At 66.4% G+C, this 22,408-nt stretch carries 23 protein-coding genes; 19 read left to right on the top strand and 4 right to left on the bottom strand.

The features are described from left to right. Nucleotides 1-55 precede the first annotated feature (55 nt). Nucleotides 56-529 (bottom strand): SET domain-containing protein-lysine N-methyltransferase, encoded by a 474-nt coding sequence (locus Q0907_RS14745; protein ID WP_296278840.1) that lies wholly within the window; start codon nucleotides 527-529, stop codon nucleotides 56-58. Between the two features lie 123 nt (nucleotides 530-652). On the opposite strand from Q0907_RS14745, the gene Q0907_RS14740 reads away from it, so the two are divergent. Next, nucleotides 653-1,219 (top strand): c-type cytochrome, encoded by a 567-nt coding sequence (locus tag Q0907_RS14740; RefSeq protein ID WP_299346187.1) that lies wholly within the window; start codon nucleotides 653-655, stop codon nucleotides 1,217-1,219. A 15-nt stretch (nucleotides 1,220-1,234) separates the two neighbouring features. Here Q0907_RS14740 and Q0907_RS14735 read toward each other — a convergent pair whose 3' ends face one another. Continuing rightward, nucleotides 1,235-1,438: a hypothetical protein gene (locus tag Q0907_RS14735; protein WP_299346184.1), complete on the bottom strand. Its 204-nt coding sequence runs from the start codon at nucleotides 1,436-1,438 to the stop codon at nucleotides 1,235-1,237. Nucleotides 1,439-1,643: 205 nt separating this feature from the next. Between Q0907_RS14735 and Q0907_RS14730 the strand changes: the two genes are divergently transcribed. The 17 genes from Q0907_RS14730 to Q0907_RS14650 all read left to right on the top strand — a co-directional run bounded on the left by Q0907_RS14730 (nucleotide 1,644) and on the right by Q0907_RS14650 (nucleotide 19,401). Next, the gene (locus Q0907_RS14730) at nucleotides 1,644-2,105 is read left to right on the top strand and encodes an SUF system Fe-S cluster assembly regulator (protein WP_299346181.1); all 462 of its coding nucleotides are present in this window, start codon (nucleotides 1,644-1,646) and stop codon (nucleotides 2,103-2,105) included. Nucleotides 2,106-2,120: 15 nt separating this feature from the next. Further along, on the top strand, nucleotides 2,121-3,560 hold the full coding sequence (gene sufB, locus Q0907_RS14725; protein WP_299346178.1) for a Fe-S cluster assembly protein SufB: 1,440 nt from the start codon (nucleotides 2,121-2,123) through the stop codon (nucleotides 3,558-3,560). A 158-nt stretch (nucleotides 3,561-3,718) separates the two neighbouring features. Continuing rightward, on the top strand, nucleotides 3,719-4,483 hold the full coding sequence (gene sufC / locus Q0907_RS14720) for a Fe-S cluster assembly ATPase SufC (RefSeq protein ID WP_299346176.1): 765 nt from the start codon (nucleotides 3,719-3,721) through the stop codon (nucleotides 4,481-4,483). Beyond that, complete coding sequence (sufD, locus tag Q0907_RS14715; protein WP_299346173.1) at nucleotides 4,483-5,745, top strand: Fe-S cluster assembly protein SufD; 1,263 nt, start codon at nucleotides 4,483-4,485, stop codon at nucleotides 5,743-5,745. Before sufC ends, sufD begins: the two co-directional genes overlap by 1 nt. Next, nucleotides 5,742-6,989, top strand: coding sequence for a cysteine desulfurase (locus Q0907_RS14710; protein WP_299346171.1), 1,248 nt, complete (start codon nucleotides 5,742-5,744; stop codon nucleotides 6,987-6,989). Before sufD ends, Q0907_RS14710 begins: the two co-directional genes overlap by 4 nt. A gap of 39 nt (nucleotides 6,990-7,028) precedes the next feature. After that, nucleotides 7,029-7,568 (top strand): GNAT family N-acetyltransferase, encoded by a 540-nt coding sequence (locus tag Q0907_RS14705; RefSeq protein WP_299346168.1) that lies wholly within the window; start codon nucleotides 7,029-7,031, stop codon nucleotides 7,566-7,568. Further along, nucleotides 7,565-7,897, top strand: a complete 333-nt coding sequence (locus tag Q0907_RS14700; RefSeq protein WP_296278848.1) for a non-heme iron oxygenase ferredoxin subunit — start codon at nucleotides 7,565-7,567, stop codon at nucleotides 7,895-7,897. Before Q0907_RS14705 ends, Q0907_RS14700 begins: the two co-directional genes overlap by 4 nt. Before the next feature lie 96 nt (nucleotides 7,898-7,993). Then, the gene (locus Q0907_RS14695; RefSeq protein WP_299346165.1) at nucleotides 7,994-8,362 is read left to right on the top strand and encodes a hypothetical protein; all 369 of its coding nucleotides are present in this window, start codon (nucleotides 7,994-7,996) and stop codon (nucleotides 8,360-8,362) included. 145 nt (nucleotides 8,363-8,507) lie between these two features. Beyond that, nucleotides 8,508-10,799 carry a TonB-dependent siderophore receptor gene (locus Q0907_RS14690; RefSeq protein ID WP_299346163.1) on the top strand — a complete coding sequence of 764 codons (2,292 nt, stop codon included), beginning with the start codon at nucleotides 8,508-8,510 and terminating at the stop codon, nucleotides 10,797-10,799. Between the two features lie 64 nt (nucleotides 10,800-10,863). Beyond that, nucleotides 10,864-11,550, top strand: coding sequence for a Fe2+-dependent dioxygenase (locus Q0907_RS14685; protein WP_299346161.1), 687 nt, complete (start codon nucleotides 10,864-10,866; stop codon nucleotides 11,548-11,550). Nucleotides 11,551-11,652: 102 nt separating this feature from the next. Beyond that, entirely contained in the window at nucleotides 11,653-12,108 is a 456-nt protein-coding gene (locus Q0907_RS14680; protein WP_296278374.1) for a hypothetical protein, read from the top strand. A gap of 92 nt (nucleotides 12,109-12,200) precedes the next feature. Beyond that, complete coding sequence (locus Q0907_RS14675; RefSeq protein WP_299346157.1) at nucleotides 12,201-14,582, top strand: TonB-dependent receptor; 2,382 nt, start codon at nucleotides 12,201-12,203, stop codon at nucleotides 14,580-14,582. Between the two features lie 106 nt (nucleotides 14,583-14,688). Next, nucleotides 14,689-15,324: a PepSY-associated TM helix domain-containing protein gene (locus tag Q0907_RS14670; RefSeq protein ID WP_299346155.1), complete on the top strand. Its 636-nt coding sequence runs from the start codon at nucleotides 14,689-14,691 to the stop codon at nucleotides 15,322-15,324. A gap of 23 nt (nucleotides 15,325-15,347) precedes the next feature. Further along, entirely contained in the window at nucleotides 15,348-15,878 is a 531-nt protein-coding gene (locus Q0907_RS14665; RefSeq protein ID WP_296278377.1) for a DUF2271 domain-containing protein, read from the top strand. A gap of 29 nt (nucleotides 15,879-15,907) precedes the next feature. After that, nucleotides 15,908-16,720: a DUF4198 domain-containing protein gene (locus Q0907_RS14660; protein WP_296278378.1), complete on the top strand. Its 813-nt coding sequence runs from the start codon at nucleotides 15,908-15,910 to the stop codon at nucleotides 16,718-16,720. 45 nt (nucleotides 16,721-16,765) lie between these two features. Then, a complete protein-coding gene (locus Q0907_RS14655) occupies nucleotides 16,766-17,758 on the top strand; it encodes an FAD:protein FMN transferase (RefSeq protein ID WP_299346152.1) in 993 nt (330 codons plus the stop codon). Continuing rightward, nucleotides 17,755-19,401, top strand: a complete 1,647-nt coding sequence (locus Q0907_RS14650; RefSeq protein ID WP_299346149.1) for a sulfite reductase subunit alpha — start codon at nucleotides 17,755-17,757, stop codon at nucleotides 19,399-19,401. Before Q0907_RS14655 ends, Q0907_RS14650 begins: the two co-directional genes overlap by 4 nt. A 9-nt stretch (nucleotides 19,402-19,410) precedes the next feature. On the opposite strand, the gene Q0907_RS14645 is transcribed toward Q0907_RS14650, so the two are convergent. Together Q0907_RS14645 and Q0907_RS14640 are read right to left on the bottom strand one after the other, a co-directional pair. Next, nucleotides 19,411-20,001 carry a HutD family protein gene (locus Q0907_RS14645; RefSeq protein ID WP_296278381.1) on the bottom strand — a complete coding sequence of 197 codons (591 nt, stop codon included), beginning with the start codon at nucleotides 19,999-20,001 and terminating at the stop codon, nucleotides 19,411-19,413. 284 nt (nucleotides 20,002-20,285) lie between these two features. Then, the gene (locus tag Q0907_RS14640; protein WP_296278382.1) at nucleotides 20,286-20,624 is read right to left on the bottom strand and encodes a helix-hairpin-helix domain-containing protein; all 339 of its coding nucleotides are present in this window, start codon (nucleotides 20,622-20,624) and stop codon (nucleotides 20,286-20,288) included. Nucleotides 20,625-20,865: 241 nt separating this feature from the next. Here Q0907_RS14640 and Q0907_RS14635 point away from each other — a divergent pair, with 241 nt between their 5' ends. After that, the gene (locus Q0907_RS14635; protein WP_299346146.1) at nucleotides 20,866-22,356 is read left to right on the top strand and encodes a M20 family metallopeptidase; all 1,491 of its coding nucleotides are present in this window, start codon (nucleotides 20,866-20,868) and stop codon (nucleotides 22,354-22,356) included. Nucleotides 22,357-22,408 lie beyond the last annotated feature (52 nt).

Raw genomic sequence — 22,408 nt, 5'->3', positions numbered from 1 at the left:
TGCCTTCGGTCATTTCAACCTTTCGGCTTCCCGCGGCATCCGTGCCAAGTGGAGATCAGCGCCCTTTCTTGGGCTGCAGCATCGTGCCCGTGCATTTCTTGCTGCCGCAGCGGCAGGCCCAGATCTTCTTCAGGCGCGCGGTGTGCGGCTCGGCAAGGGTGATGCCGTAGTTGTAGGTCAGCTCTTCGCCAGGCTTGATGGCGCGGATCGCTTCGATGAAGACCTTGTCCTTCTTGCGGTTCTTGCCGTCATGCTCTTCGATGACGGCCTCGCAGTTCGGGTCGCAGCTGTGGTTGATCCAGCGCGCCTTGTTGCCCTTGTGGTTGGCATCGATGACGTAGTCGTCGTTGAGCGTGAACAGGAAGGTGTGGCCGGAGTCGACGTCCCCGGTGTCGTCGGCGTCGACTTCTTCATGGGTCCGCCGCTTGCCCTTGTACTCCACCACGCGCTCGCCCTTCTCGATCGGCGCGATGGCGAACACGCCGTTACCGTGGATGTCGGATTGGCGGGCTTCGATCTTGCGGGGCATGCGGGGGTCCGGCGGGAGGAAGGAAGGGGGATTCTCGCCCATGCGCAGGGCGTTTCCCAACTTTCCCTCGCCTGAACGCTGCGGCTGCGGCGGGTGGCCGGTCTGCGCAGGGCCGCGCGTTCGATGCCCGTTCCCCTTATTGCGACCACCACCATGCGCGCCAGCCCGCTCCTGTTCACCACCGCCCTGTGCCTCACTCTGTCCGCCTGCCAGCCTGCGGAAACGCCGACGACGGCCCCACTGCCGTCGGCCGCGCCGAGCGCCGCCGACCTGCTCGCCCGCGGCGAATATCTCGTGCGAACCACCGGCTGCAACGACTGCCACACGCCGGGCTACGCCGAATCCGGCGGCACGACCGACAAGGCCGGCTGGCTGGTGGGTTCGCCGATGGGCTTCCACGGGCCGTGGGGCACTACCTACCCGAGCAACCTGCGGCTGCGCATGCAGCAGCTCACCGAAGCGCAGTGGCTCGAGTACAGCGCCAACCTGCGCACCCGCCCGATGATGCCGGACTTCGCCGTGCGCGCGATGACCGAGGAAGACCGCCGCGCGATCTACCGTTTCGTGCATTCGCTCGGTGCCGCCGGCCAGCCCGCGCCCGAGGCGCTGCCTCCGGGACAGACCCCGCCGGCGCCCTACCTCGGCCTGGTGTTGCCGACCCCGCCGGCGGACGCGCCTGCGGCCCACTGAAGGCCTGCGGCCGCCTCACCAGGGGAAGAGGCGGCCGTTGAACATCCAGACCAGGCCCAGTGCCAGGCCGAACACGGTCCAGAAGAGCTGGCCCAGCCCGCGGAACAGCTTCACTGCCAGGTAGACGCCGCCGATGGCGAGCAGCACGCGCCAGAGGAAGCGCTGGTCCAGTCCATGGGCGGACGGGGCGGAAACGGAAGAGGCGTGGGTGGTGGTCATCGAAGCGTTCCTGGAAGGGACTGTCCGGGAGTGGACGGGGCCCATGTTCCCGATATGCGGGTCGCCGCATCAGTCGCAGCCGTCAACCATCGCGGGTGACATTCGTCAGCCGGAGCGGCCTCGCCTGAACAGGCAGAACCCCGGAGTTTGAGCCGGCCGGCCTGAAAGCGTACAATTTCGGTACGTTTTCCGAGTTCCCTCCCCCATGCTCCGCGTCACCAAGCTGACCGACTACGCCACCGTGGTCCTGACCGTGCTCGCCGCCCGGCCGGGCCAGGTGCTCAGTGCCTCCGACCTGGCCGAACATTCCGGCCTGGAAACCCCGACCGTCAGCAAGGTGCTGAAGCCGCTTGCGCAGGCCGGCCTGGTGGAAGGTCTGCGGGGCGTGCACGGCGGCTACCGCCTGAGCCGCGACGCGGCCGAGATCACCCTGGTGGAAATTGTGGAAGCCATGGAAGGCCCGCTCGCGATGACCGAATGCAGCCAGAGCGAAAGCCAGTGCGGCATCGCACAGAAATGCGGTGCGCGCGCGAACTGGCGCCTGATCAACGACGTGGTGGCCGACGCCCTGCGCGGCTTCACCCTGGCGCAGATGGTCGCGCCTCCCCCCTCTTCTTCCGACGACGTGCGCAGGCGATCCATCGCCGTGCAGGTCGCGACCCGCTGAACCGTAGGCAGCCCGATGGCCACCGAGAACGCTGAAATCCTAGAACAGCTGGGACGTCGCTACGACGCCGGCTTCATCACCGACATCGAATCCGATTCGCTGCCGCCCGGCCTGGACGAGGACGTCGTCCGCGCCCTGTCGGCGAAGAAGAACGAGCCGGAATGGATGACCGAATGGCGCCTGGCCGCCTACCGCCACTGGCTGACCATGCAGGCCCCGCATTGGGCCAAGCTGAAGATCGGTCCGATCGATTTCCAGGCCATCAGTTACTACAGCGCACCGAAGGCGAAGTACGCCTCGCTGGACGAGGTGCCGCAGGAACTGCTGGACACCTACGACAAGCTGGGCGTGCCGCTGCACGAGCGCGCGAAGCTGGCGGGCGTGGCGGTGGACGCGGTGTTCGATTCGGTCTCCGTCGGCACCACCTTCCGCAAGGAACTGGCCGAGAAGGGTGTGATCTTCTGTTCGATGTCCGAGGCCATCCACGAACATCCCGAACTGGTGAAGCAGTACCTGGGCAGCGTGGTGCCGGTGGGCGACAACTACTTCGCCGCGCTCAATTCGGCGGTGTTCTCCGACGGCAGCTTCGTGTTCATCCCCAAGGGCGTGCGCTGCCCGATGGAACTGAGCACCTACTTCCGCATCAACGCGGGCCACACGGGCCAGTTCGAGCGCACGCTGATCATCTGCGAAGACAAGGCCTACGTCTCCTATCTGGAAGGCTGCACCGCGCCGATGCGCGATGAGAACCAGCTGCACGCCGCCGTGGTGGAACTGGTCGCGCTGGAAGACGCCGAGATCAAGTACTCGACGGTGCAGAACTGGTACCCGGGCGACGAGGAGGGCCGTGGCGGCATCTACAACTTCGTCACCAAGCGTGCCGAATGCCGGGGCGACCGCAGCAAGGTGACGTGGACGCAGGTGGAGACCGGTTCGGCGATCACCTGGAAATACCCGTCCTGCGTGCTGCTGGGCGACGACTCCGTGGGCGAGTTCCACTCGGTCGCGCTGACCCACCACCGCCAGCAGGCCGACACCGGCACCAAGATGATCCACGTGGGCAAGCGCACCAAGTCCAAGATCGTCAGCAAGGGCATCAGCGCCGGCCGCGGCCAGAACACCTACCGCGGCCTGGTGAAAGTGGACCGCAACGCCGACGGCGCGCGCAACTACACCCAGTGCGACAGCCTGCTGATCGGCAAGAAGTGCGGTGCGCACACCTTCCCCTACATCGAAGTGAAGAACCCCACCGCGACGCTGGAGCACGAGGCCACCACCTCCAAGATCAGCGACGACCAGATGTTCTACTGCCGTGCCCGTGGCATCAGTCAGGAAGACGCGGTATCGATGATCGTCGACGGCTTCTGCAAGCAGGTCTTCCGCGAGCTGCCGATGGAGTTCGCGGTGGAAGCCAAGAAGCTGCTGGAAGTATCGCTGGAAGGCAGCGTCGGGTAGCAGAGTCCCCTTCTCCCTCCGGGAGAAGGTGGCGCGAAGCGCCGGATGAGGGTGCGGCGGAGCCAATGACGTCCAGACCATCCGGACTTCGCCGAACCCTCACCCCAACCCCTCTCCCGGTGGGAGAGGGGCTCAAGCAATCAAACTGGAAACGCACCATGTTGAAGATCGATAACCTCCACGCCAGCGTCGCCGGCAAGGACATCCTCAAGGGCCTCTCGCTGGAGGTGAAGCCGGGCGAAGTGCACGCCATCATGGGCCCCAACGGCGCCGGCAAGTCCACGCTGGGCAACATCCTGGCCGGCCGCGAGGGCTATGAGGTCACCGCCGGCAGCGTCGAGTTCGACGGCAAGCCGCTGCTGGAACTGGAACCGGAAGAGCGCGCCGCCGCTGGCGTGTTCCTGGCGTTCCAGTATCCGGTCGAGATCCCGGGCGTGAACAACACCTACTTCCTGCGCGCGGCGCTCAATGCCCAGCGCAAGGCGCGCGGCGAGTCGGAACTGGATTCGATGCAGTTCCTCAAGCTGGTGCGCGAGAAGCTGGCCGTGCTGCACCTGAAGGACGAACTGCTGCACCGTGGCGTCAACGAAGGTTTCAGCGGCGGCGAGAAGAAGCGCAACGAGATCTTCCAGCTCGCCGTGCTGGAACCGAAGCTGGCGATCCTCGACGAGACCGACAGCGGCCTGGACATCGACGCGCTGAAGAACGTCGCCGATGGCGTCAATGCGCTGCGCTCCCCGGACCGCGCGTTCGTGGTCATCACCCACTACCAGCGCCTGCTCGACTACATCAAGCCGGACGTGGTGCACGTGCTGGCCGGCGGCCGCATCGTCGAGACCGGCGGCCCGGAGCTGGCGCTGGAACTCGAACAGCACGGCTACGCCTGGATCAAGGACCGGGTCGCCCCGGAGCAGGCCGCCTGATGAGCGCGCTGCTCGACTCCCTGTCCGCCGGCTTCAGCGGCGACGCCGCGCGCCGCGCGGTGCTCGACGAGGCGCTGCGCGACGGCCTGCCCGGCCCGCGCACCGAAGCGTGGAAGTACACCTCGCTGCGCCAGTTGGAACGCCGCAGCTTCGCGGCCGTCGATGCGCTGCCGTCGCTGGACCCGATGCTGCTGGCCGACATCCCGGCGCCGCGCGCGGTGTTCGTCAACGGCCGCTACTCGGTGGCGCTGTCGCTGACCACCGATTTGCCGGACGGCGTCAGCCTGCAGCTGCTGTCCGAGGCGCTCGCCGACGGCGGCGATGCGGCGCGCTTCCTGCAGCGTCGTTTCGAGCGCACCGACGAAGTCTTCGCCCGGCTCAACGCCGCATTGGCGACCGAAGGCCTGCTGCTGCGCGCCGAAGCCGATGTGCGCAGCGAAAAACCGCTCCACCTGGTCTTCATCGGCACCGACGACGGCGCCGATCGCGCCTGGCACCTGCGCAATCTGATCGAACTGCGCGCGGGCGCCTCGCTGACGGTGGTGGAGCACCACCTCGCCGCCACGCCACACGCGCACTTCATCAACACGCTCAGCCACGTGCATCTCGCTGCCGGCGCCACGCTGTCGCACGCCCGCGTGCAAACGGACAGCGACCGCGCCACCACGCTGCTCCGCACCGACGCGGTACTGGCACGCGATGCCGACTACCGGCGCGCGGACCTGGAACTGGGCGGCGCATTGTCCCGCCATGAACTCAACGTGCGCCTGGAAGGCGACAACGCGCGCCTTGCGGCGAACGGCGTACTGCTGGCCGGCGGACGACGCCACGTCGACACCCGCCTGGGTATCGACCACATCGGTCGCGATACCGCCTGCGAACTGACCTGGCGCGGACTCGGCGCCGGGCGTGGCCGCGCGGTGTTCCATGGCGGCATCCTGATCCGCGAAGGGGCTGACGGCACCGATGCTGCGCTGTCGAACAAGAACCTGCTGCTGTCGGACAACGCCGAAATCGACACCCAGCCGGTGCTCGAAATCCACGCCGACGAAGTGAAGGCCGCCCACGGCGCCACCGTCGGCCAGCTCGATGCCAATGCCTTGTTCTACCTGCGCTCGCGCGGCCTGACCCAGCCGGAAGCGCGACAGCTGCTGACCACCGCGTTCTGCCGCGAACCGCTGGGCGTGATCGAAGACGCCAACGTGCGCGATGCATTGCTCGCCCGCGTGGATGCCGCGCTGGCGGCGCTGGAGGCGGGATGAACCGCGAAGTCGTGACAGATGCCGGCACCGCCATCGATTGGGCACGCGTCCGCGAGGACTTCCCCCTGCTCGCGCGGCAGGTCAACGGCAAGCCGCTCATCTACCTGGACAGCGCCAACACCGGCCAGAAGCCGGTGTCGGTGATCCGGACGACCGACGACTTCTATCGCCAACACAACGCCAACGTCAGCCGTGCGGTGCATACGCTGGGCACGGAGGCAACGGAAGCCTACGAAGGCGCCCGCAAGACGCTGGCGCGCTTCCTCAACGTGCGCGCGGACGAGCTGGTCTTGTGCAGCGGTACCACCTTCGCGATCAACCTGGTGGCCTACTCGTGGGCGCTGCCGCGCCTGAAGGCCGGCGACACGATCCTGGTGTCGCGCATGGAGCACCACGCCAACATCGTGCCCTGGCAACTGGTCGCCCAGCGCACCGGCGCGACCATCAAGGTTGCGGAAATCCACGCCGACGGCACGCTCGACCTCGATGCGCTGCACGCCGCGATGACCGGTGATGTGAAGCTGCTGGCGATCACCCACACTTCGAACGTGCTGGGCACGGTCAACCCGGTGCGCGATATCTGCCGCGAGGCACGCAAGCGCGGGATCACGACGGTCGTCGATGGTTCCCAGGCCGTGCCGCATCGCGCGGTCGACATCGCCGCCATCGGCTGCGACTTCTACGCGCTGACCGGCCACAAGATGTGCGGGCCCACCGGCACCGGCGCCCTGTGGGCGCGCAAGGAACACCTGCAGGCCATGCCGCCGTTCATCGGCGGCGGCGAGATGATCAAGGAAGTGAGCTTCGACGGCACGGTGTTCAACGACCCGCCGCACAAGTTCGAAGCCGGCACGCCCAACATCGCGGGTTTCATCGGGCTGGGCGCGGCCGTGGACTACCTGGATGCGCTGGGCATGGCGAACGTCGAAGCCCGCGAAGCCGAACTTCTGGCGCACGCCACCGAGGAGCTGGACCGGATCGAGGGCCTGCGCATCTTCGGCCGTGCGCCCGAGAAGGCGGCGGTGATCTCGTTCCTGATCGAAGGCGCGCATGCGCACGACTTGGCCACGCTGCTGGACCTGGAGGGCGTCGCCGTCCGCTCCGGCCAGCATTGCGCGCATCCCTTGCTGCAGTTCTTCGGCGTCGCCGCCACCCTGCGGGCCTCGTTCGCGTTCTACAACTCGCACGAGGATATCGAGCGCTTCATCGCGGCCCTGAAGAAAGCGCGCAGCCTGCTGGCCTGACGCTGGGGTAGAAGGGGTTGCCGCCCTACAATGGGCGGCATGGATACCCTGACCTTCCGCTCCGCCGTCCCCGCCGACATTCCGGCCCTCGTCGCACTGGTGACCTCTGCCTACCGCGGTGATGTCAGCAAGCAGGGCTGGACCACCGAAGCCGACATGCTCGATGGCCAGCGCATCGATCCGGACGTGCTCGCCCGCGACATCGAACGCGATCGCAGCCGCATCCTGCTGGCCGAACGCGATGGCCTGCTGTTGGCCTGCGCGCACGTGGCGGAAGACGAGGGTGCGGGCTACTTTGGCATGTTCTCCGTGCGGCCCGACCTGCAGGGCGCTGGCGTCGGCAAGGCCATGCTGGCGGAAGCCGAACGCGTGGCGCGCGAAGAATGGCGATTGCCCGCGATGCGGATGACGGTGATCGACATCCGCGAAGAGCTGATGGCGTTCTACGAGCGTCGCGGCTATGTGCGAACCGGCACCAAGAAGCCCTTCCCCTACGGCGATGAGCGCTTCGGCATACCGAAGCGCGACGATCTGCGCTTCGAAGTCCTCGAGAAGCCTCTGACGGAAGCCGCCGCATGAGCGAGACATGGACCTTCGTCTGTGCCACGGGCGAGCTGTTGCCCGGCGAAATGAAAACCGTCTTCGACGAGGTCACGGGTACGCCGATCCTCGTCGTCAATCACGAGGGCACGCTGTACGCCCTCGAGGACAAGTGTAGCCACGAGGATTTCGAGCTGTCATCCGGCACCTTCGACCCGAAGGACGCCAGCATCGAGTGCGTGCTGCACGGCGCGCGGTTCGATGTCAGGGATGGGCGTGCCCTGTGTGCGCCGGCGTATTCGCCCGTTCCCAAGTTCCCGACTCGCATCGAACACGGCGGCGTCTGGACGCGTGACGATCGCGACTGACCCAAGCCGCTGGCGCGCCTGTTGTAATCGCAAATCATTCTCATTATCCTGTCGCACCGCTGCGACAGGCTGTCGCAGCCGACCCATCGAGACCCCGTGCTGCGCGAAGTCCGCCCTCTTTCGATCCTGTCAGGCTGCCTGCTCTGGGCGAGCCTGTTCGCGCTCGCAGGCCTGTTCGTCGCGTCCACTGGCGCGGATCTCCGGGGCACGTCGCCATGGTCTTCGGCTGCCCAGTACGAACCCGACATGGACGGCCCGCACCGTAGCGGTTACACGTCCGCGTCTCCCGCCGAATACATGGTCGAAAGCCTGCCGATGCCGGCAGAGTCCGAAGCCGACGGCGACTGCATCGTTCGACGCTGTGTCGCGACCGCACCGCAGCTCGCGCGTGCCGATATCCGGCATGCGGACGCCCCGGCTTCGCCTCGCGTCCGTTCGCCCGGACGCGGGCCGCCCTTCACCTGATCCGCTTCTCGCGAGCCGCTCGGCAAGTGGCCGCGACGATGCTTGAACGATCACGGCGCCGCCGAGGCGCGCATTCCCCCTCGCCACCGATCTCTCCCGCCAGCCTTCGCCACCGGGTGTTCCCTTCCTGCACCTGAGGATGCTCATGAATCTGCGCCACTCTCCCCTCGCCGCTGCCCTGCTGCTGGCCCTCAGCACCCCTGCCCTTGCCGCTCCGGGCGGCGAGATTCCTGCCGACGCCGCCATGCAGGCCAAGGAACTGGACACCGTCGAGGTGCACGGTGAGCGCGTCCAGAAGGCCAGCTCGCCGAAGTACACCGAAGCCTTGGTCGACACGCCGCAGACGATCACCGTGGTGACCAGCGACGTCATGGCGCAACAGAACCTGCTGGGCCTGAAGGACGTGCTGAGCACGCTGCCCGGCATCACCTTCGGTGCCGGCGAAGGCGGCGGCGGCTATGGCGACAGCATCAACCTGCGCGGCTTCACTGCCAGCAGCGACATCACCACCGATGGCGTGCGCGACAGTGCGCAGTACACGCGTAGCGACACGTTCAATCTCGAGTCGATCGAACTGATCAATGGCGCCAACTCCGCCATGTCCGGTGCCGGCTCCGTCGGCGGCACCATCAACCTGGTCAGCAAGACCGCACGCGAGGGCGATTTCAACACGTTCACCGTGGGCGCTGGCTCGGACAAGTACAGCCGCGTGACCGCCGATAGCAACGTCGACTTCGAGAACGGCATCGCCGTCCGCTTGAACGCGATGGGGCATACCCAGGACGTACCCGGGCGCGACGAAGAATTCAAGCATCGCTGGGGTTTTGCGCCGTCGATCGCGTTCGGCCTGGATTCCGACACCCGTTTCACGCTGAGCTACCTGCACCAGCACGACAACAACATGCCGCAATACGGCGTCCCGTTCGCATTGAGTCCGTTCAACGACGGCCCCCTGCCGGACGTGGATCGCGAAACGTATTTCGGTTATCGGAACACGTCGCGTCAGGAAAGCGACGTCGACATGCTGACCGGTGTGTTCGAAATGGACTTCGGCCACTACGTGACCCTGCGCAGCCTGGGTCGCCTGCAGCGGGTCGAGCAGTACACCAATGCCACTGCACTGCAGGGTTCGTGGTGCCTGTCGAACAACACCAACCCCTACACCGGCCTGGCCTGCGTGGGTCAGCCGGCGGGCACGTGGAATCCGAATGGCGGCCCGCGTGGACTGGTGCGCGACACCGAGAATTTCATCGCCCACAGCCAGACGGACCTGACGGCCAGCTTCAGCACGGGCGCCGTGCGCCATGACGTCGTCGTCGGCGTGTCCTTCAGCAAGGAGGACTTCGAACTGGACACCGGCACGACGTTCCGAAATCCCGACGGATCCACGACGGGCATCACTTACCCGATCCAGAACTTCGACAATCCCTACAACATCTGGACCGGTCCGCAGAACTATTTCCGTACCGGCCGCACCGAGGGCAGCCTGAACAACCAGGCGGTGTACGTGTTCGACACGTTGAAGCTCGGCGACCAGTGGCTGCTGAACCTGGGCGCGCGCTACGAGCACAACGAAGGCGACACGGTGAACTACGCCGTCTCCACCACGGGCCAGATCACTGGCGTGAGCGGCGTCTTCGAGAACGAGGACGATCTGTTCTCGTATCGCGCGGGCCTGGTGTACAAGCCAGTCGACAACGCCAGCGTCTATCTGTCGTACGCCGACAGCAAGACGCCGTCGAAGGCGTCGGTCAATGGCGCTTGCAGCGCGGTGACGTGCAATGTGGATCCCGAAACCGCGGTCAACATCGAGCTCGGCACCAAGTGGGACGTATTGGAGAATCGATTGGCGGTAACCGCCGCACTGTTCCGCAACGAGCGCCAGAACTACAAGGTGGCGAGCGTCGACCCGCTGCAGCCGGAGCAGGTGCTAGACGGCAAGGCGCGCGTGGACGGTATCGCTTTGGGCGTGGCCGGCAACATCACGCGCGAGTGGGCGGTGTTCGCCAACTACACGTTCCTGGACAGCGAGGTCCTGCAGAACGCAGCGGACGGTGCCGCCACCGATCCGGTCAAGGGCCACGAACTGACCCAGACACCGCGCCACTCGGCGAGCCTCTGGAGCACGTACGAACTGGGCGACTGGACCTTCGGCTACGGTGCGACCTACCAGGGCAGTTTCTATCCGAACAACTCCTCTGCAACGGCCTACCTGAAGACGGAAGCCTACTGGGTCCACCGTGCGATGGTCGGTTACCAGATCAATGAACGTATCGGCCTGCAGCTCAACGTCAGCAATTTGTTCGACGAGGAGTACTACACCGGTATCCGCAACAATCTGACCGTCAACGGTGCTGGCGTGGTGACCGCCGGCAACGGTTGGGCCAATCCGGGCGAAGGCCGCTCGGCGGTGCTGACGGCCACGTTCCGGTTCTGAGTCACCCACGCGACACCACCCCGCCCATGCACAATGGGCGGGGTTTCTTTTCGAGGCGAACCGCATGTTGCTGGCGATCCCGGATGTCCTGACTCCTGCGCAGGTCGCGCAAGCACGGGCGCGACTGGATGCCGCCGATTGGGCGGACGGCCGCATCACCGCGGGCTACCAGTCGGCCAAGGCCAAGGACAACGCGCAGCTGCCGGAGGATTCGCCGGCCGCGCGGGACGTCGGCGCACTGATCCTCGACGCGCTCTCGCGCAACAGCACCTTCTTCTCGGCGGCGCTGCCCAGGCGCATCTATCCGCCACTGTTCAATCGCTACGCCGGTGGCCAGTCCTTCGGGTACCACGTCGACAATGCGATCCGCTACGACCGCAGCCGCGGCGGCGTGGACCCCGTGCGCACGGATCTCTCCGCCACGCTCTTCCTGAGTGCACCGGAAGACTACGACGGCGGCGAACTGATCATCGAGGACACCTTCGGCACCCAAAGCGTGAAGCTTCCGGCCGGACACATGGTGCTCTACCCCGGCACCAGCCTGCACCGGGTGACGCCGGTGACGCGCGGCGCGCGCGTGGCTTCGTTCTTCTGGCTGCAGAGCATGGTGCGCGACGATGGCCACCGCAGGCTGATGTTCGAGCTGGATGTCTCCATCCGTCGCCTGACCGCCGACGTGCCCGAGCACCCTGCGCTGGTGCAGCTGACGGGCGTGTACCACAACCTGCTGCGGCAATGGGCGGAGGCCTGACCGATCCAAACAAGATCCATCCTTGTTTGCATTTGATAAGTATTCTCATTTAAGATTCGCCGTGTCCGGTGGGCCGCCATGGCTCGCCGCCGGGGAAGTCAGGTGTTCCAAGCATTCGCCTCCATCGTCGGACAGAGCCGCGCGCCACAGGCCCGCGCGGGACTGTACTGCCGTCTGCTGGGCCTGCTGGCGATCGTGCTCTTCCATGCCGCGATCAGCCTTTCGCTGGGAAGTGGCCATGTCAAAGCCTTGGACGCCGCCGGGTCCGGCACGCGGATAACACTCGCAATCGCTGCGGAGGACGGTGATCCGCCACCGGTGATGCCGTATCGCGGACCGCACCTGAAGAAGCCTCGTGTCAGCGCGCTGAAGGTCTGGACTGGGTCCGCCTCCCGCGCTGCCGCGCCGGCGCCGGCATTCCTGGCCGGCCACGCTCTCAGCGTTTCGTCCGAAGGAACGCGAGCGTCGAGCGCACCTCTGTCGAACACCACGCCGATGCTTCGGTCCGACGCCACACGGCGCCTGCATCCCGGCCAGGCGCCACCGCGCGTCGCCTGATCTTCGCCGGCCGTGCGAGGCACGGCGGCCCGGTCCGCGTCGCGCCATTGCCCGCGTGATGCGCCTCCTTCTTCATCCCTGCGAAACCCGTCATGAACCTCTCTTGCAGCTCCCTGCAGGCGCCGCCGCGCCACACCCGCCTTGCACTCGCCCTTGTCGTCCTGGTGTGCGCGCCCGCGCTGGCCCAGCCCGTGCCTGAGGGCGCGGCGGAGGCCACCGAACTCGACGCCGTGGTCGTCACCGCATCCGGTTTCGAGCAGAAGATCACCGATGCGCCCGCGAGCATCAGCGTGATCACCGCCGAAGAACTGCGGCAGCGCCCCTACATCACGCTGATCGACGCCGTGCGCGACCTGGAAGGCGTGGACGTCGGCGAAACCTCGGACAAGACCGGGCAGAAGACGATCAGCATCCGCGGCATGGGGCCGGACTACACGCTGATCCTCATCGACGGCAAGCGCCAGAACAATCATGGCGACATCTACCCGAACTCGTTCGGCGGCAACCAGTTCAACCACATTCCGCCGCTGGACATGATCCAGCGCATCGAAGTCATCCGCGGTCCCGCCTCGACGCTGTACGGCGCCGATGCGCTGGGCGGCGTGATCAACATCATCACCCGCAAGGTCTCGGATCGCTGGCGCGGCTCGGCCACGCTCGGCCACGGCATCCAGGAGAACAGCGATTTCGGCAGCGACACCACGCTCGACTTCGCGCTGATGGGACCCCTGCTGCAGGATCGCCTGGGCGTTGGCGTACGCGGCTCCTGGTATGAGCGCAATGCGTCGACGCCGGAGTACGAAACGATCACCGCGCCGGATGGCACGGTGTTCGAACGCGCGCTGGGCTTCGGAGGTGGCGGCAAGACCGTGGACAACACCAACAAGAGCGCGGGGATCACGCTGAGCTGGACGCCGACGGATCTCCAGAGCGTCACCTTCGACTACGACACCTCCGAACAGGTTTACGACAACACGCCCTACATCAACAACCTGGGCACGGAAACGTATCCGCTGGGTACCGTGGATGGCCTGGCAGGCATCTGGCGTGCGGCGCCGCAGGTAGGCTACGCGGCCGACCAGGAGTTCACGCGCGACCAGTGGTCGGTCACGCACAACGGCCAGTGGGCCTTCGGCACCAGCCTCGTGTCGCTGGCGCACATCGACACTGGCAATCACGGACGCACCCTGCCCTTCACGGTGGCCGAGCGCCTGCTGCACCGTGACATCTACTGCAACAACGCCGCCACCTGCGCCACCGGCCCTTACGCCGGGCAGACGCGCGCGCAACGCCAGCAGTTGGCCCTCGCGACGTTCCTGCCTCGTCCGAAACGCACCATGGAGAGTAGCCAGTACACGCTGGACGCAAAGCTGGATTTCGCTGTCGGTGACGCACACCGATTCATCGTCGGAAGTCAGGTCATCGACGGCGAACTGCAGGACGGCGTCTTCGGCATGGAAGGGGGCGGCGATGGCGCCGGTACCGTACAGGAACACAAGATGTGGTCGCTGTTTGCGGAGGACAACTGGACGCCGATCGAGAGGCTCACCATCACACTGGGTCTGCGCCATGACGACCACAACGTGTTCGGCGGCCAGTTGAGTCCCCGTGCCTATGCCGTATGGGATGTCAGCAGCGCATGGACCCTGAAGGGCGGCGTGAGCACGGGCTTCAAGACCCCCAAGACAACCGATCTTTACGACGGCGTCACCGGATTCGGGGGCCAGGGCACCACGCCCTTCGTCGGCAACCCGGACCTGCAACCCGAGACCAGCGTCAACAGCGAACTGGCACTGTACTGGACCTCGCCGGACGACGCGCACAACTTCAACATCACCATGTTCCGCAACGACTTCGACGACAAGATCGCGCGCGGCGAGACCAGCCTGAGCTGCGAGCAGACGGGGGGCGTCCGCCCCTGCGCCAACCTGGGGGACTACGCGCTGCTGGGTTACACCACGTATGCGCAGAACATCAATATCGACGAAGTGCGCATCCAGGGGGTCGAGATCGCAGGCCGATGGGGCATCACTGACAGCCTCTCACTGCGCGCCAACTACACGTTCACCGGCAGCGAGCAGCTGAGTGGAGCGCAGAAGGGCCTGCCGCTCACCAACACCGCGCGCCACATGGCCAATGCCAGCCTGAACTGGCAGGCGACCGACGCGTTCAGCATGCAGTTGCTGGCGGAGGCCCGCTCGAGGCGCTACCGCGACACCCTCAACGGCGTGCGCCGCGACTACCAGGACTACACCGTGCTGCACCTGGGGGCGCAGTACCGCTTCAACGAACATGTGTCGCTGTCCGGCCGCATCAACAATCTGCTCGACGAGGACTTCACCACGTTCCAGACGGTCTTCACCGACCTCGACAACGACGGCATCTACACCTCCAACGAAGTGTCCTACCTCGACGATTACAACAACAAGGACAAGTCACGGAACCTGTGGCTGAGCCTCAACGTCAGCTTCTGACGTGCGCGCGCATGCGCTGTGGTGTCCGCCGCGAACGCCAGTCAATTGAGAGCGATTCTCATCTGTGATGTAATGGTCGCCCGCTTCATCTGCGCCGAGAAAGCCGTTGCCCCCTTCCGCCTCCCCTGCCCTCCCGCAACAGCGCCGCGGCTTCTGGCTGCGCACGTTGCACCAATGGCACTGGATCAGCTCGGCCGTCTGCCTGATCGGCATGCTGCTGTTCGCGATCACGGGGATCACGCTGAACCACGCATCGAAGATCGAAGCCACGCCCGACGTCGAGAACATCACGACGACCGTGCCCGCCCCGATCCTTGCGGCACTCGGCGACCGTCAGGAGGGGAATGCGCCCCTGCCAGCCACCGTCGCGAGGTGGCTGGAAAAGGAGCTGTCGGTCGCCATCGGCACGCGACCGGCTGAATGGTCGGACGTGGAGCTATACCTCTCCATGCCCGGCCCCGGCACCGATGCCTGGTTGAGCATCGACCGCGAAACCGGCGCCGTGGAATACGAGCGGACCGACCGCGGCTGGATTTCCTATTTCAACGATCTCCACAAGGGCCGCAACGCCGGGCCGGCATGGGGATGGTTCCTGGACATCTTCGCCGTGGCCTGCCTGGTGTTCTGCATCACCGGGCTGTTCCTGCTGTACCTCCATGGCAGGCAGCGCAGCATGACCTGGCCGATGGTCGGGCTCGGCCTGCTGGTGCCCCTGCTCATTGCGCTGCTCTTCATCCACTGACCCTCTTCCTTCCGGAAACCCGCATGTCGAAGATCGCCGTCCACACCACCCTGACCATCGCGCTCAGCGGCCTGCTGGCCACGCCGGCCTACGCCGCCGCGCTTGACGTCACTGTCGAGATCCCCAAGCTCAATGTGGCCGAATACCACCGGCCTTATGTCGCCGTGTGGATCGAAGGCGCGGACCAGAAGGTCGCCGCCAACCTGTCGGTCTGGTACCAGCAGACGAGCAATTCGGAAGGCCATGGCACCAAATGGCTGCCCGACATGCGCCAGTGGTGGCGCAAGTCCGGGCGCTCTTTGCAGGTGCCGGTGGATGGCGTGACCGGACCCACCAAGCCGGTCGGCAAGCACGCATTGAGCTTCAGCGACAAACAGCACCTGGCCAAGCTGGCGCCCGGCCAGTACACCCTGGTCGTCGAGGCCGCGCGCGAAGTCGGTGGCCGTGAACTGCTGAAGATTCCCTTCACCTGGCCCGCCAAGGGCGCAGCGCAGTCGGGCAAGGCGCAGGGCGCCACCGAACTGGGCGCCGTCACGCTGACGGTCAAGCCCTGATCCTTTCCCTCTATCCGCTGGAGATTCCGATGAAGCGTTCCCTCGCCGTAGCCATCGTCCTGGCCTCCGCCATTCCCGCCAGTGCGCTGGCGCACAAGGCGTGGCTGCAACCCTCGCAGACTGTCATCGCCGGTACCAACCCATGGATCACGGTCGATGCCGCGGTGTCCAATGACCTCTTCTACTTCAACCACGTACCGCTGCGCACCGAAGGCCTGGTCATCACCGCGCCGGATGGGTCTACTGTCGAGGCGCAGAACCTGGCGACGGGCAAGTACCGCACCGTGTTCGACGTCGAGCTGAAACAGCAAGGCACTTATCGCATCGCGACCGTCAACAGGAACCTGATGGTTCGCTGGGAAGGCGCCGACGGCAAGCCGGGCGGCCTACGCGGCGCGAAGCCGGAAGACCTGGCCACCAAGGTGCCGAAGGATGCGAAGAACCTGCAGGTGTCGGAATCGATCGGCCGCATCGAGACGTTCGTGACAAACGGTTCGCCGAACGACACCGCGCTGAAGGCCACGGGCACGGGCATCGAACTGGTGCCGGTCACGCATCCCAACGACCTGTTCGCCGGTGAGGCCGCCACGTTCAGGATGCTGGTGGACGGCAAGCCCGCCGCGGGGCTGGAGTTCGAGATCACCCGCGGCGGAACGCGCTACCGGAACGCGCAGGAGGAGATCAAGGTCACCACCAACGGCGACGGCGAGTTCAGCGTGACCTGGCCGGAAGCCGGCATGTACTGGCTGGAAACCGGCACCCAGGACGACAAGACCACGGTGCCGCAGGCCAAGCAGCGCCGCCTGAGCTATGTCGCCACGCTGGAAGTGCTGCCGCAATAAGCCGACCCCACGTTGCCGGACGCTCGTCCGGTGTCGTGCATCGACATGAGCACCCCCCTCTCTTCGCCTCCCGTTTCCCCCACGCCCGTGCACGCATTGCGCGGGCATACCATGGGCACGACGTGGTCGGTCCAGTACGGCAGCGCGGTGCGCACCGATCCGCATGCGCTGCATGATGCGGTACAGGCGGAACTCGACCGCGTCGTGGCCCAGATGAGCACGTGGCAGGAAGACGCTGACATCATGCGTTTCAACCGCTGTGCGCCCGGCCAATGGTTTGCCCTGCAGGACGACCTGCTACGCGTGCTCGCTGTGGCATTCGATGTCGCAGCACGCAGTGGAGGGGCGTTCGACCCGACCGTATCACCGCTCGTGGCGTTATGGGGCTTCGGCGCGCACGCCGGCCACCGCCGCCGTCCGGCAGACGTGGACCTGGTCGAGGCGCGCGCGAGGGTCGGCTGGCAACATCTGCGGCTCGACGCCGAGCAGCGCCGACTTCGCCAACCCGGTGGCGTGATGCTGGATCTGTCGGCCATCGCCAAGGGGTATGGCGTGGACCTGGTCGCCGGCCTGCTGCGGCGCCGCGGCATCGACGCCGCACTCGTCGAGGTCGGCGGCGAGCTGTACGGATACGGCCGTAAACCGGATGGGCAGTCGTGGCGGGTACTGGTGGAATCGTCGCCCGACGAAGAAGCCGACAGCGAAGGCATGGCGCCGCGCGTGCTGAGGCTTGAGGGCGTTGCGGTCGCCACGTCCGGGGACCGTTGGCATGCCTATGCACAGGATGGTCGTCGTTACTCCCACACGATCGATCCGCGCAGTGGCGAACCGGTGACGGATGCCGCCGCTGCGGTGACTGTGGTCGCCGCCGATGCCATGCATGCCGACGCCTTGGCGACCGCGCTGACGGTGATGGGTCCCCATGAAGGCCACGCGTTCGCGCTTCGGCATGGCCTGGCCGCGCGATTCCTGCATCGCACTGCCGACGGTCTGCGGGAATCGTTGACGCCTGCCTTCGAACAGCATCTCGCGGCATGAGTGCGCCATCCGCCAGCGCGCGACGCAGCATTGCTCCGCTGATCGGGAATGCATGTGCGATGGCGCTGCTGGTCGCATGCGCCTGGTGGCTCGGGGGCCTGCACGACGCCGAAGGGTGGCAGGCCATGCCATCGACGACCCGGCGCCAAGCCGCCCTCGCGGCGGTGCTGGCGTATGCCGGCCTCGTTGCAGCGTGCCTGTACCGGGCGCGCGCCCGCGACCGCTCGGCGCGCCCTGCCCCGCGCGTTCCGCAGGATGCCATCTGGGTGGTGCATGCCAGCCAGACCGGCTTTGCGATGGAGCTGGCGGACCTGACGGCAGCGGCGCTTCGCAAGGGCGGCGTGAGCGTGCAGCGCGCCGCACTGGAACGCCTGGATGAAACGCGACTGGCCGGCATCACGCGGGCCCTCTTCGTGGTCAGCACCACCGGGGAGGGGGATCCGCCCGACCCTGCACTCGGTTTCGTGCGACGGGTGATGCCACTGTCGCTGTCGCTGGACAACCTGCAGTACGCGGTGCTGGCGCTGGGCGACCGCGAGTACGACCACTTCTGTGCCTTCGGCCATCAGCTGGATGACTGGTTGCGGAAGCACCATGCAAAACCGTTGTTCGATCTTATCGAAGTGGACAACGCCGACGACAGCGCATTGCGCCATTGGCAGCACCACATCGGCCAGCTCGGCAACGGGAACGAAGCGCCGGACTGGGCGCCGCCCCGCTACGGCTCGTGGCAGCTGCGGCACCGCGTCAACCTGAATCCGGGCAGCATGGGCGGGCCTGCTTTTCACCTCGTGCTGGAGCCAGCGGAGGGCGCCTTGCCGTCCTGGACGGCGGGAGACATCGCCGAGATCGGGCCGCGCCGCGCCGCGGGGGATGTCGAAGAGGTACTGCGCCGCATCGACAAGCCGGGCAATGCGAAGGTGCGCTGGCAGGACGAAGTGCAGCCGCTGGCATCCGTCCTGGCGCGCACCCGCTGGCCCGATCTTGCGACGATGTCCACCGCAACGGACGCACAGGCGCTGGCGGATGCCTGCACGCCGCTCCCGCACCGCGAGTACTCCATCGCCTCCCTTCCCGCAGATGGCGGCGTGCACCTGCTGGTACGCATGATGCAGCGCGCCGATGGCGTGCCTGGCCTGGGCAGCGGCTGGCTGTGCAGGTACGCACAGCCAGGGGATGCGATCGCCCTTCGCATCCGGCGCAATCCGAACTTCCACCCACCCTCGCCTCACGTGCCGATGATCCTGATCGGCAACGGCACCGGCCTCGCCGGCCTGCGCGCCCACCTGCGGGCACGCGTGCAAGCGGGTGCTGCGCGCAACTGGCTGCTGTTCGGTGAGCGCCAGCGCGCGCACGACTTCTTCCACGGAGATGAATTGCTGGCCTGGCAGGCGAACGGAATGCTCGAGCATCTCGACCTGGCGTTTTCGCGCGATGGCAGTGAGCATCGCTATGTCCAGCATGCGTTGCTGGCACGCGCTGACCGGTTGCGGCAGTGGATTGCGGAAGGTGCCGTGGTTTACGTCTGCGGCAGCCTGGCCGGCATGGCCCCCGAGGTGGAGGCTGTGCTGTGCAGCCTTCTGGGCGAGGATCATGTCGACATACTGCGCGCCGAGGGACGCTATCGCCGCGACGTGTACTGACCCGTGGCCTCAGCCGGCGCCATCCTCGATGCGGATAGCCAGCAACTCCCCTCCCCCCTGGAGCGCGTAGCGCTCGCGGCCTTCGCCAGGCACCAGGATGGCCGTATCGCCGCTCCACAGCGGGCCCAGGCCACTGGCGTCATCGAAGGTCGCCTGGCCGGCGATCAGGTGGATGACCCAGTGCACGCCCGGCCGTGTGAAGAACAACATCGGCCCCACCAGCGGACGATGCAGCAGTTCGGCCCGCACGCGACCGCGCCGCCACATCAGGTTGAAATCGTGCGTCACGCCATCGATCAGTTCGCCGGTGACGCTGTCTTCGCCGGCGAACCGCACACGATCGTGCGGCGGCATCACGTCGACCACCCGTCCATCGCCGAACCGCAGGCGCAGTCCGTTGCCGCGGAGCAGCACCAGTTCGCGTTCGATGCCGGGAAATGAAGAGAACGCCGCGTCATGCTCGATCTCAGCGATCGACAATCGCCAGTCCCACGCATCGCTGTCGGGAACCCGCAGGATCTCGCGCGTCCATCCGAGACCGTTCTTCCAGCGATCACGACGGTACTCGTTCGCAGGAATGAGGCATGACGATGCCGGCATGGTGTTTCCGTGTGAGGGCGCGGCGCGATTCTAGCCGGTCCCTCTGCCGGCTACGCGAAGCGCGACCCGGAAACGACATCGCCCGGGCGCGCATCCTGCGCTCCCGGGCGATGTCCACGTCCGTGTCGGCATCCTGCCGGTATCAGGCTCCTGCCCGCTCCTGACCCTTGCGCATCCTGCGCGGTGTAGGTACGTCCTTGTCGGCTTCCTGCCTGTTTCCCTTGGCCTCCTGCCCCTGCGCCTGGCGCCGCACGTCCTGTGAGGACGCCAGGCGCGGGATTCGATCAGCGTCGCGCAACCGGTTTGGCGGGCTTCGCAGCGGCGGCCGCCGGCTTGCTTGCCGGGGTCGCGCCGGTCCGCAGTTCGATCCGTTCGCGGTTCTGCTCGATCGTGCTCAAGCCGATTCCCTTCACCATCGCCAGTTCCTCGGCGCTCTTGAACGGGCCATTCGTCTTGCGGTACTCGACGATCGCAGCCGCCTTGGCCGGCCCCACGCCGACCAGCACACGATCGAGCGCGGCTGCGTCGGCCGTATTGATGTTGACTCTCTCCGTGGCCATCGCCTGCATGGCGAACAGCAGCGACAGCGCGGTGGCGAACACGATCTGGATGAACGACTTCATGACGACTCTCCTTGTGGCATTGGACTCTCCATGCATGCGGGATGCGTCACGGCATCCGGCATGTTTCCGCCGGCGGCGCATGGCCTGCGGCGGTAGGGAAAGTGTCCAATCCCGACAGCTGCCACGGTATCGCCCATGCACGGGCGAATCTGCCCGTAAACGCCGCAGCCGGCTGTAGGAAAAGTCCTACCCCGGGCCAGGGCGTAGAATGGCGACCTGCCTTTCAGTGCCCGGAGTTGCCATGGATACCGCCAAAGTCGACCGTTACGTTGCCGAGAAATGGGATGACGACATCGTCCCGCAGCTGGTCGAGTACATCCGCATCCCGAACAAGTCGCCGATGTTCGACAAGGACTGGGTGGCCAACGGCTACATGGAGCAGGCCGTCCAACTGATGGAGCGCTGGGCCAAGGCGCAGCCGGTGCCGGGCATGCAGGTGGAGGTGATCCGCCTGGAGGGCCGCACGCCGCTGATCTTCATCGAGGTTCCCGCCAGCGGGCCGGAGACGGGGGCCGACACCGTGCTCCTGTACGGCCACTTGGACAAACAGCCGGAGATGACCGGCTGGGACGACGACCTTGGCCCGTGGGTGCCGGTCATCAAGGGCGACAAGCTCTACGGCCGAGGTGGTGCGGATGACGGCTACGCGATCTTCGGGTCGCTGGCGGCGCTCCAGGCGTTGCAGCAGCAGGGCGTGCCGCATGCGCGCTGCGTGGTGTTGATCGAAGCCTGCGAAGAGTCGGGCAGCTACGACCTGCCCGCTTACGTGGATCATCTGGCCGACCGCATCGGCAAGCCCTCGCTCGTCGTCTGCCTGGATTCGGGGTGCGGCAACTATGAGCAGCTCTGGTGTACCACGTCGCTGCGCGGCCTGGCCGGCGGCAACTTCACCGTGAAGGTGCTGGAGGAAGGCGTGCATTCCGGCGACGCGTCGGGTGTGGTGCCGTCGAGCTTCCGCCTGCTGCGCCAGCTGCTGTCGCGCCTGGAGGACGAGCAGACCGGCCGCATCCTGCCGGACTGCCTGCAGGCGGAGATTCCCGCCGCCCGCGTCGCACAGGCGCAGGAAGCCGCGCGTGTGCTGGACACGGCGGTATTCGACAAGTTCCCGTTCCTGCCCGGCATGACGCCGATGGCCGAAGACCTGGCCGAACTGGTACTCAACCGCACGTGGCGCCCCGCATTGTCGGTGACCGGCGTGGACGGCATGCCGCCACTGTCATCGGCGGGCAACGTCCTGCGCCCCTACACGTCGGTGAAACTGTCTCTGCGCCTGCCGCCCACGCTGGAGGGCAAGCAGGCAGGCCAGTTGCTGAAGGACCTGCTGGAAAAGGATCCGCCGAACGGCGCGCAGGTCAGCCTCGACCTGGAGAAGGCCAGCACCGGCTGGAACGCGCCGGCGATGTCGCCGTGGCTGGAGAACGCCATCGATGCGTCCAGCCGGGAGTTCTTCGGCAAACCGGCGATGTACATGGGCGAAGGCGGCACCATTCCCTTCATGGGCATGCTGGGCGAGAAGTTTCCCGGCGCGCAGTTCATGATCACCGGCGTGCTGGGCCCGCATTCCAATGCGCATGGCCCGAACGAGTTCCTGCACATCCCCATGGGCAAGAAAGTCACCGCCTGCGTCGCACGCGTGATTGCCGAACACCACGCTGCGAGCGTGCGTGGCGAGACCACGGGCGTGGCTGCGGTGGCGGGTGGCGAACAGCACGGTGATCACGGCTGCTGCTGATTCGCACGGGCGTCGTCATGCGCAAAAGGCCGGGGCAACCCGGCCTTCGTCG

Source organism: uncultured Pseudoxanthomonas sp., assembly GCF_947498795.1.
Taxonomy (GTDB): domain Bacteria; phylum Pseudomonadota; class Gammaproteobacteria; order Xanthomonadales; family Xanthomonadaceae; genus Pseudoxanthomonas_A.
Note: the sequence above shows the minus strand (reverse complement) of the source record. Positions and strands in the feature narration are given on the sequence as shown.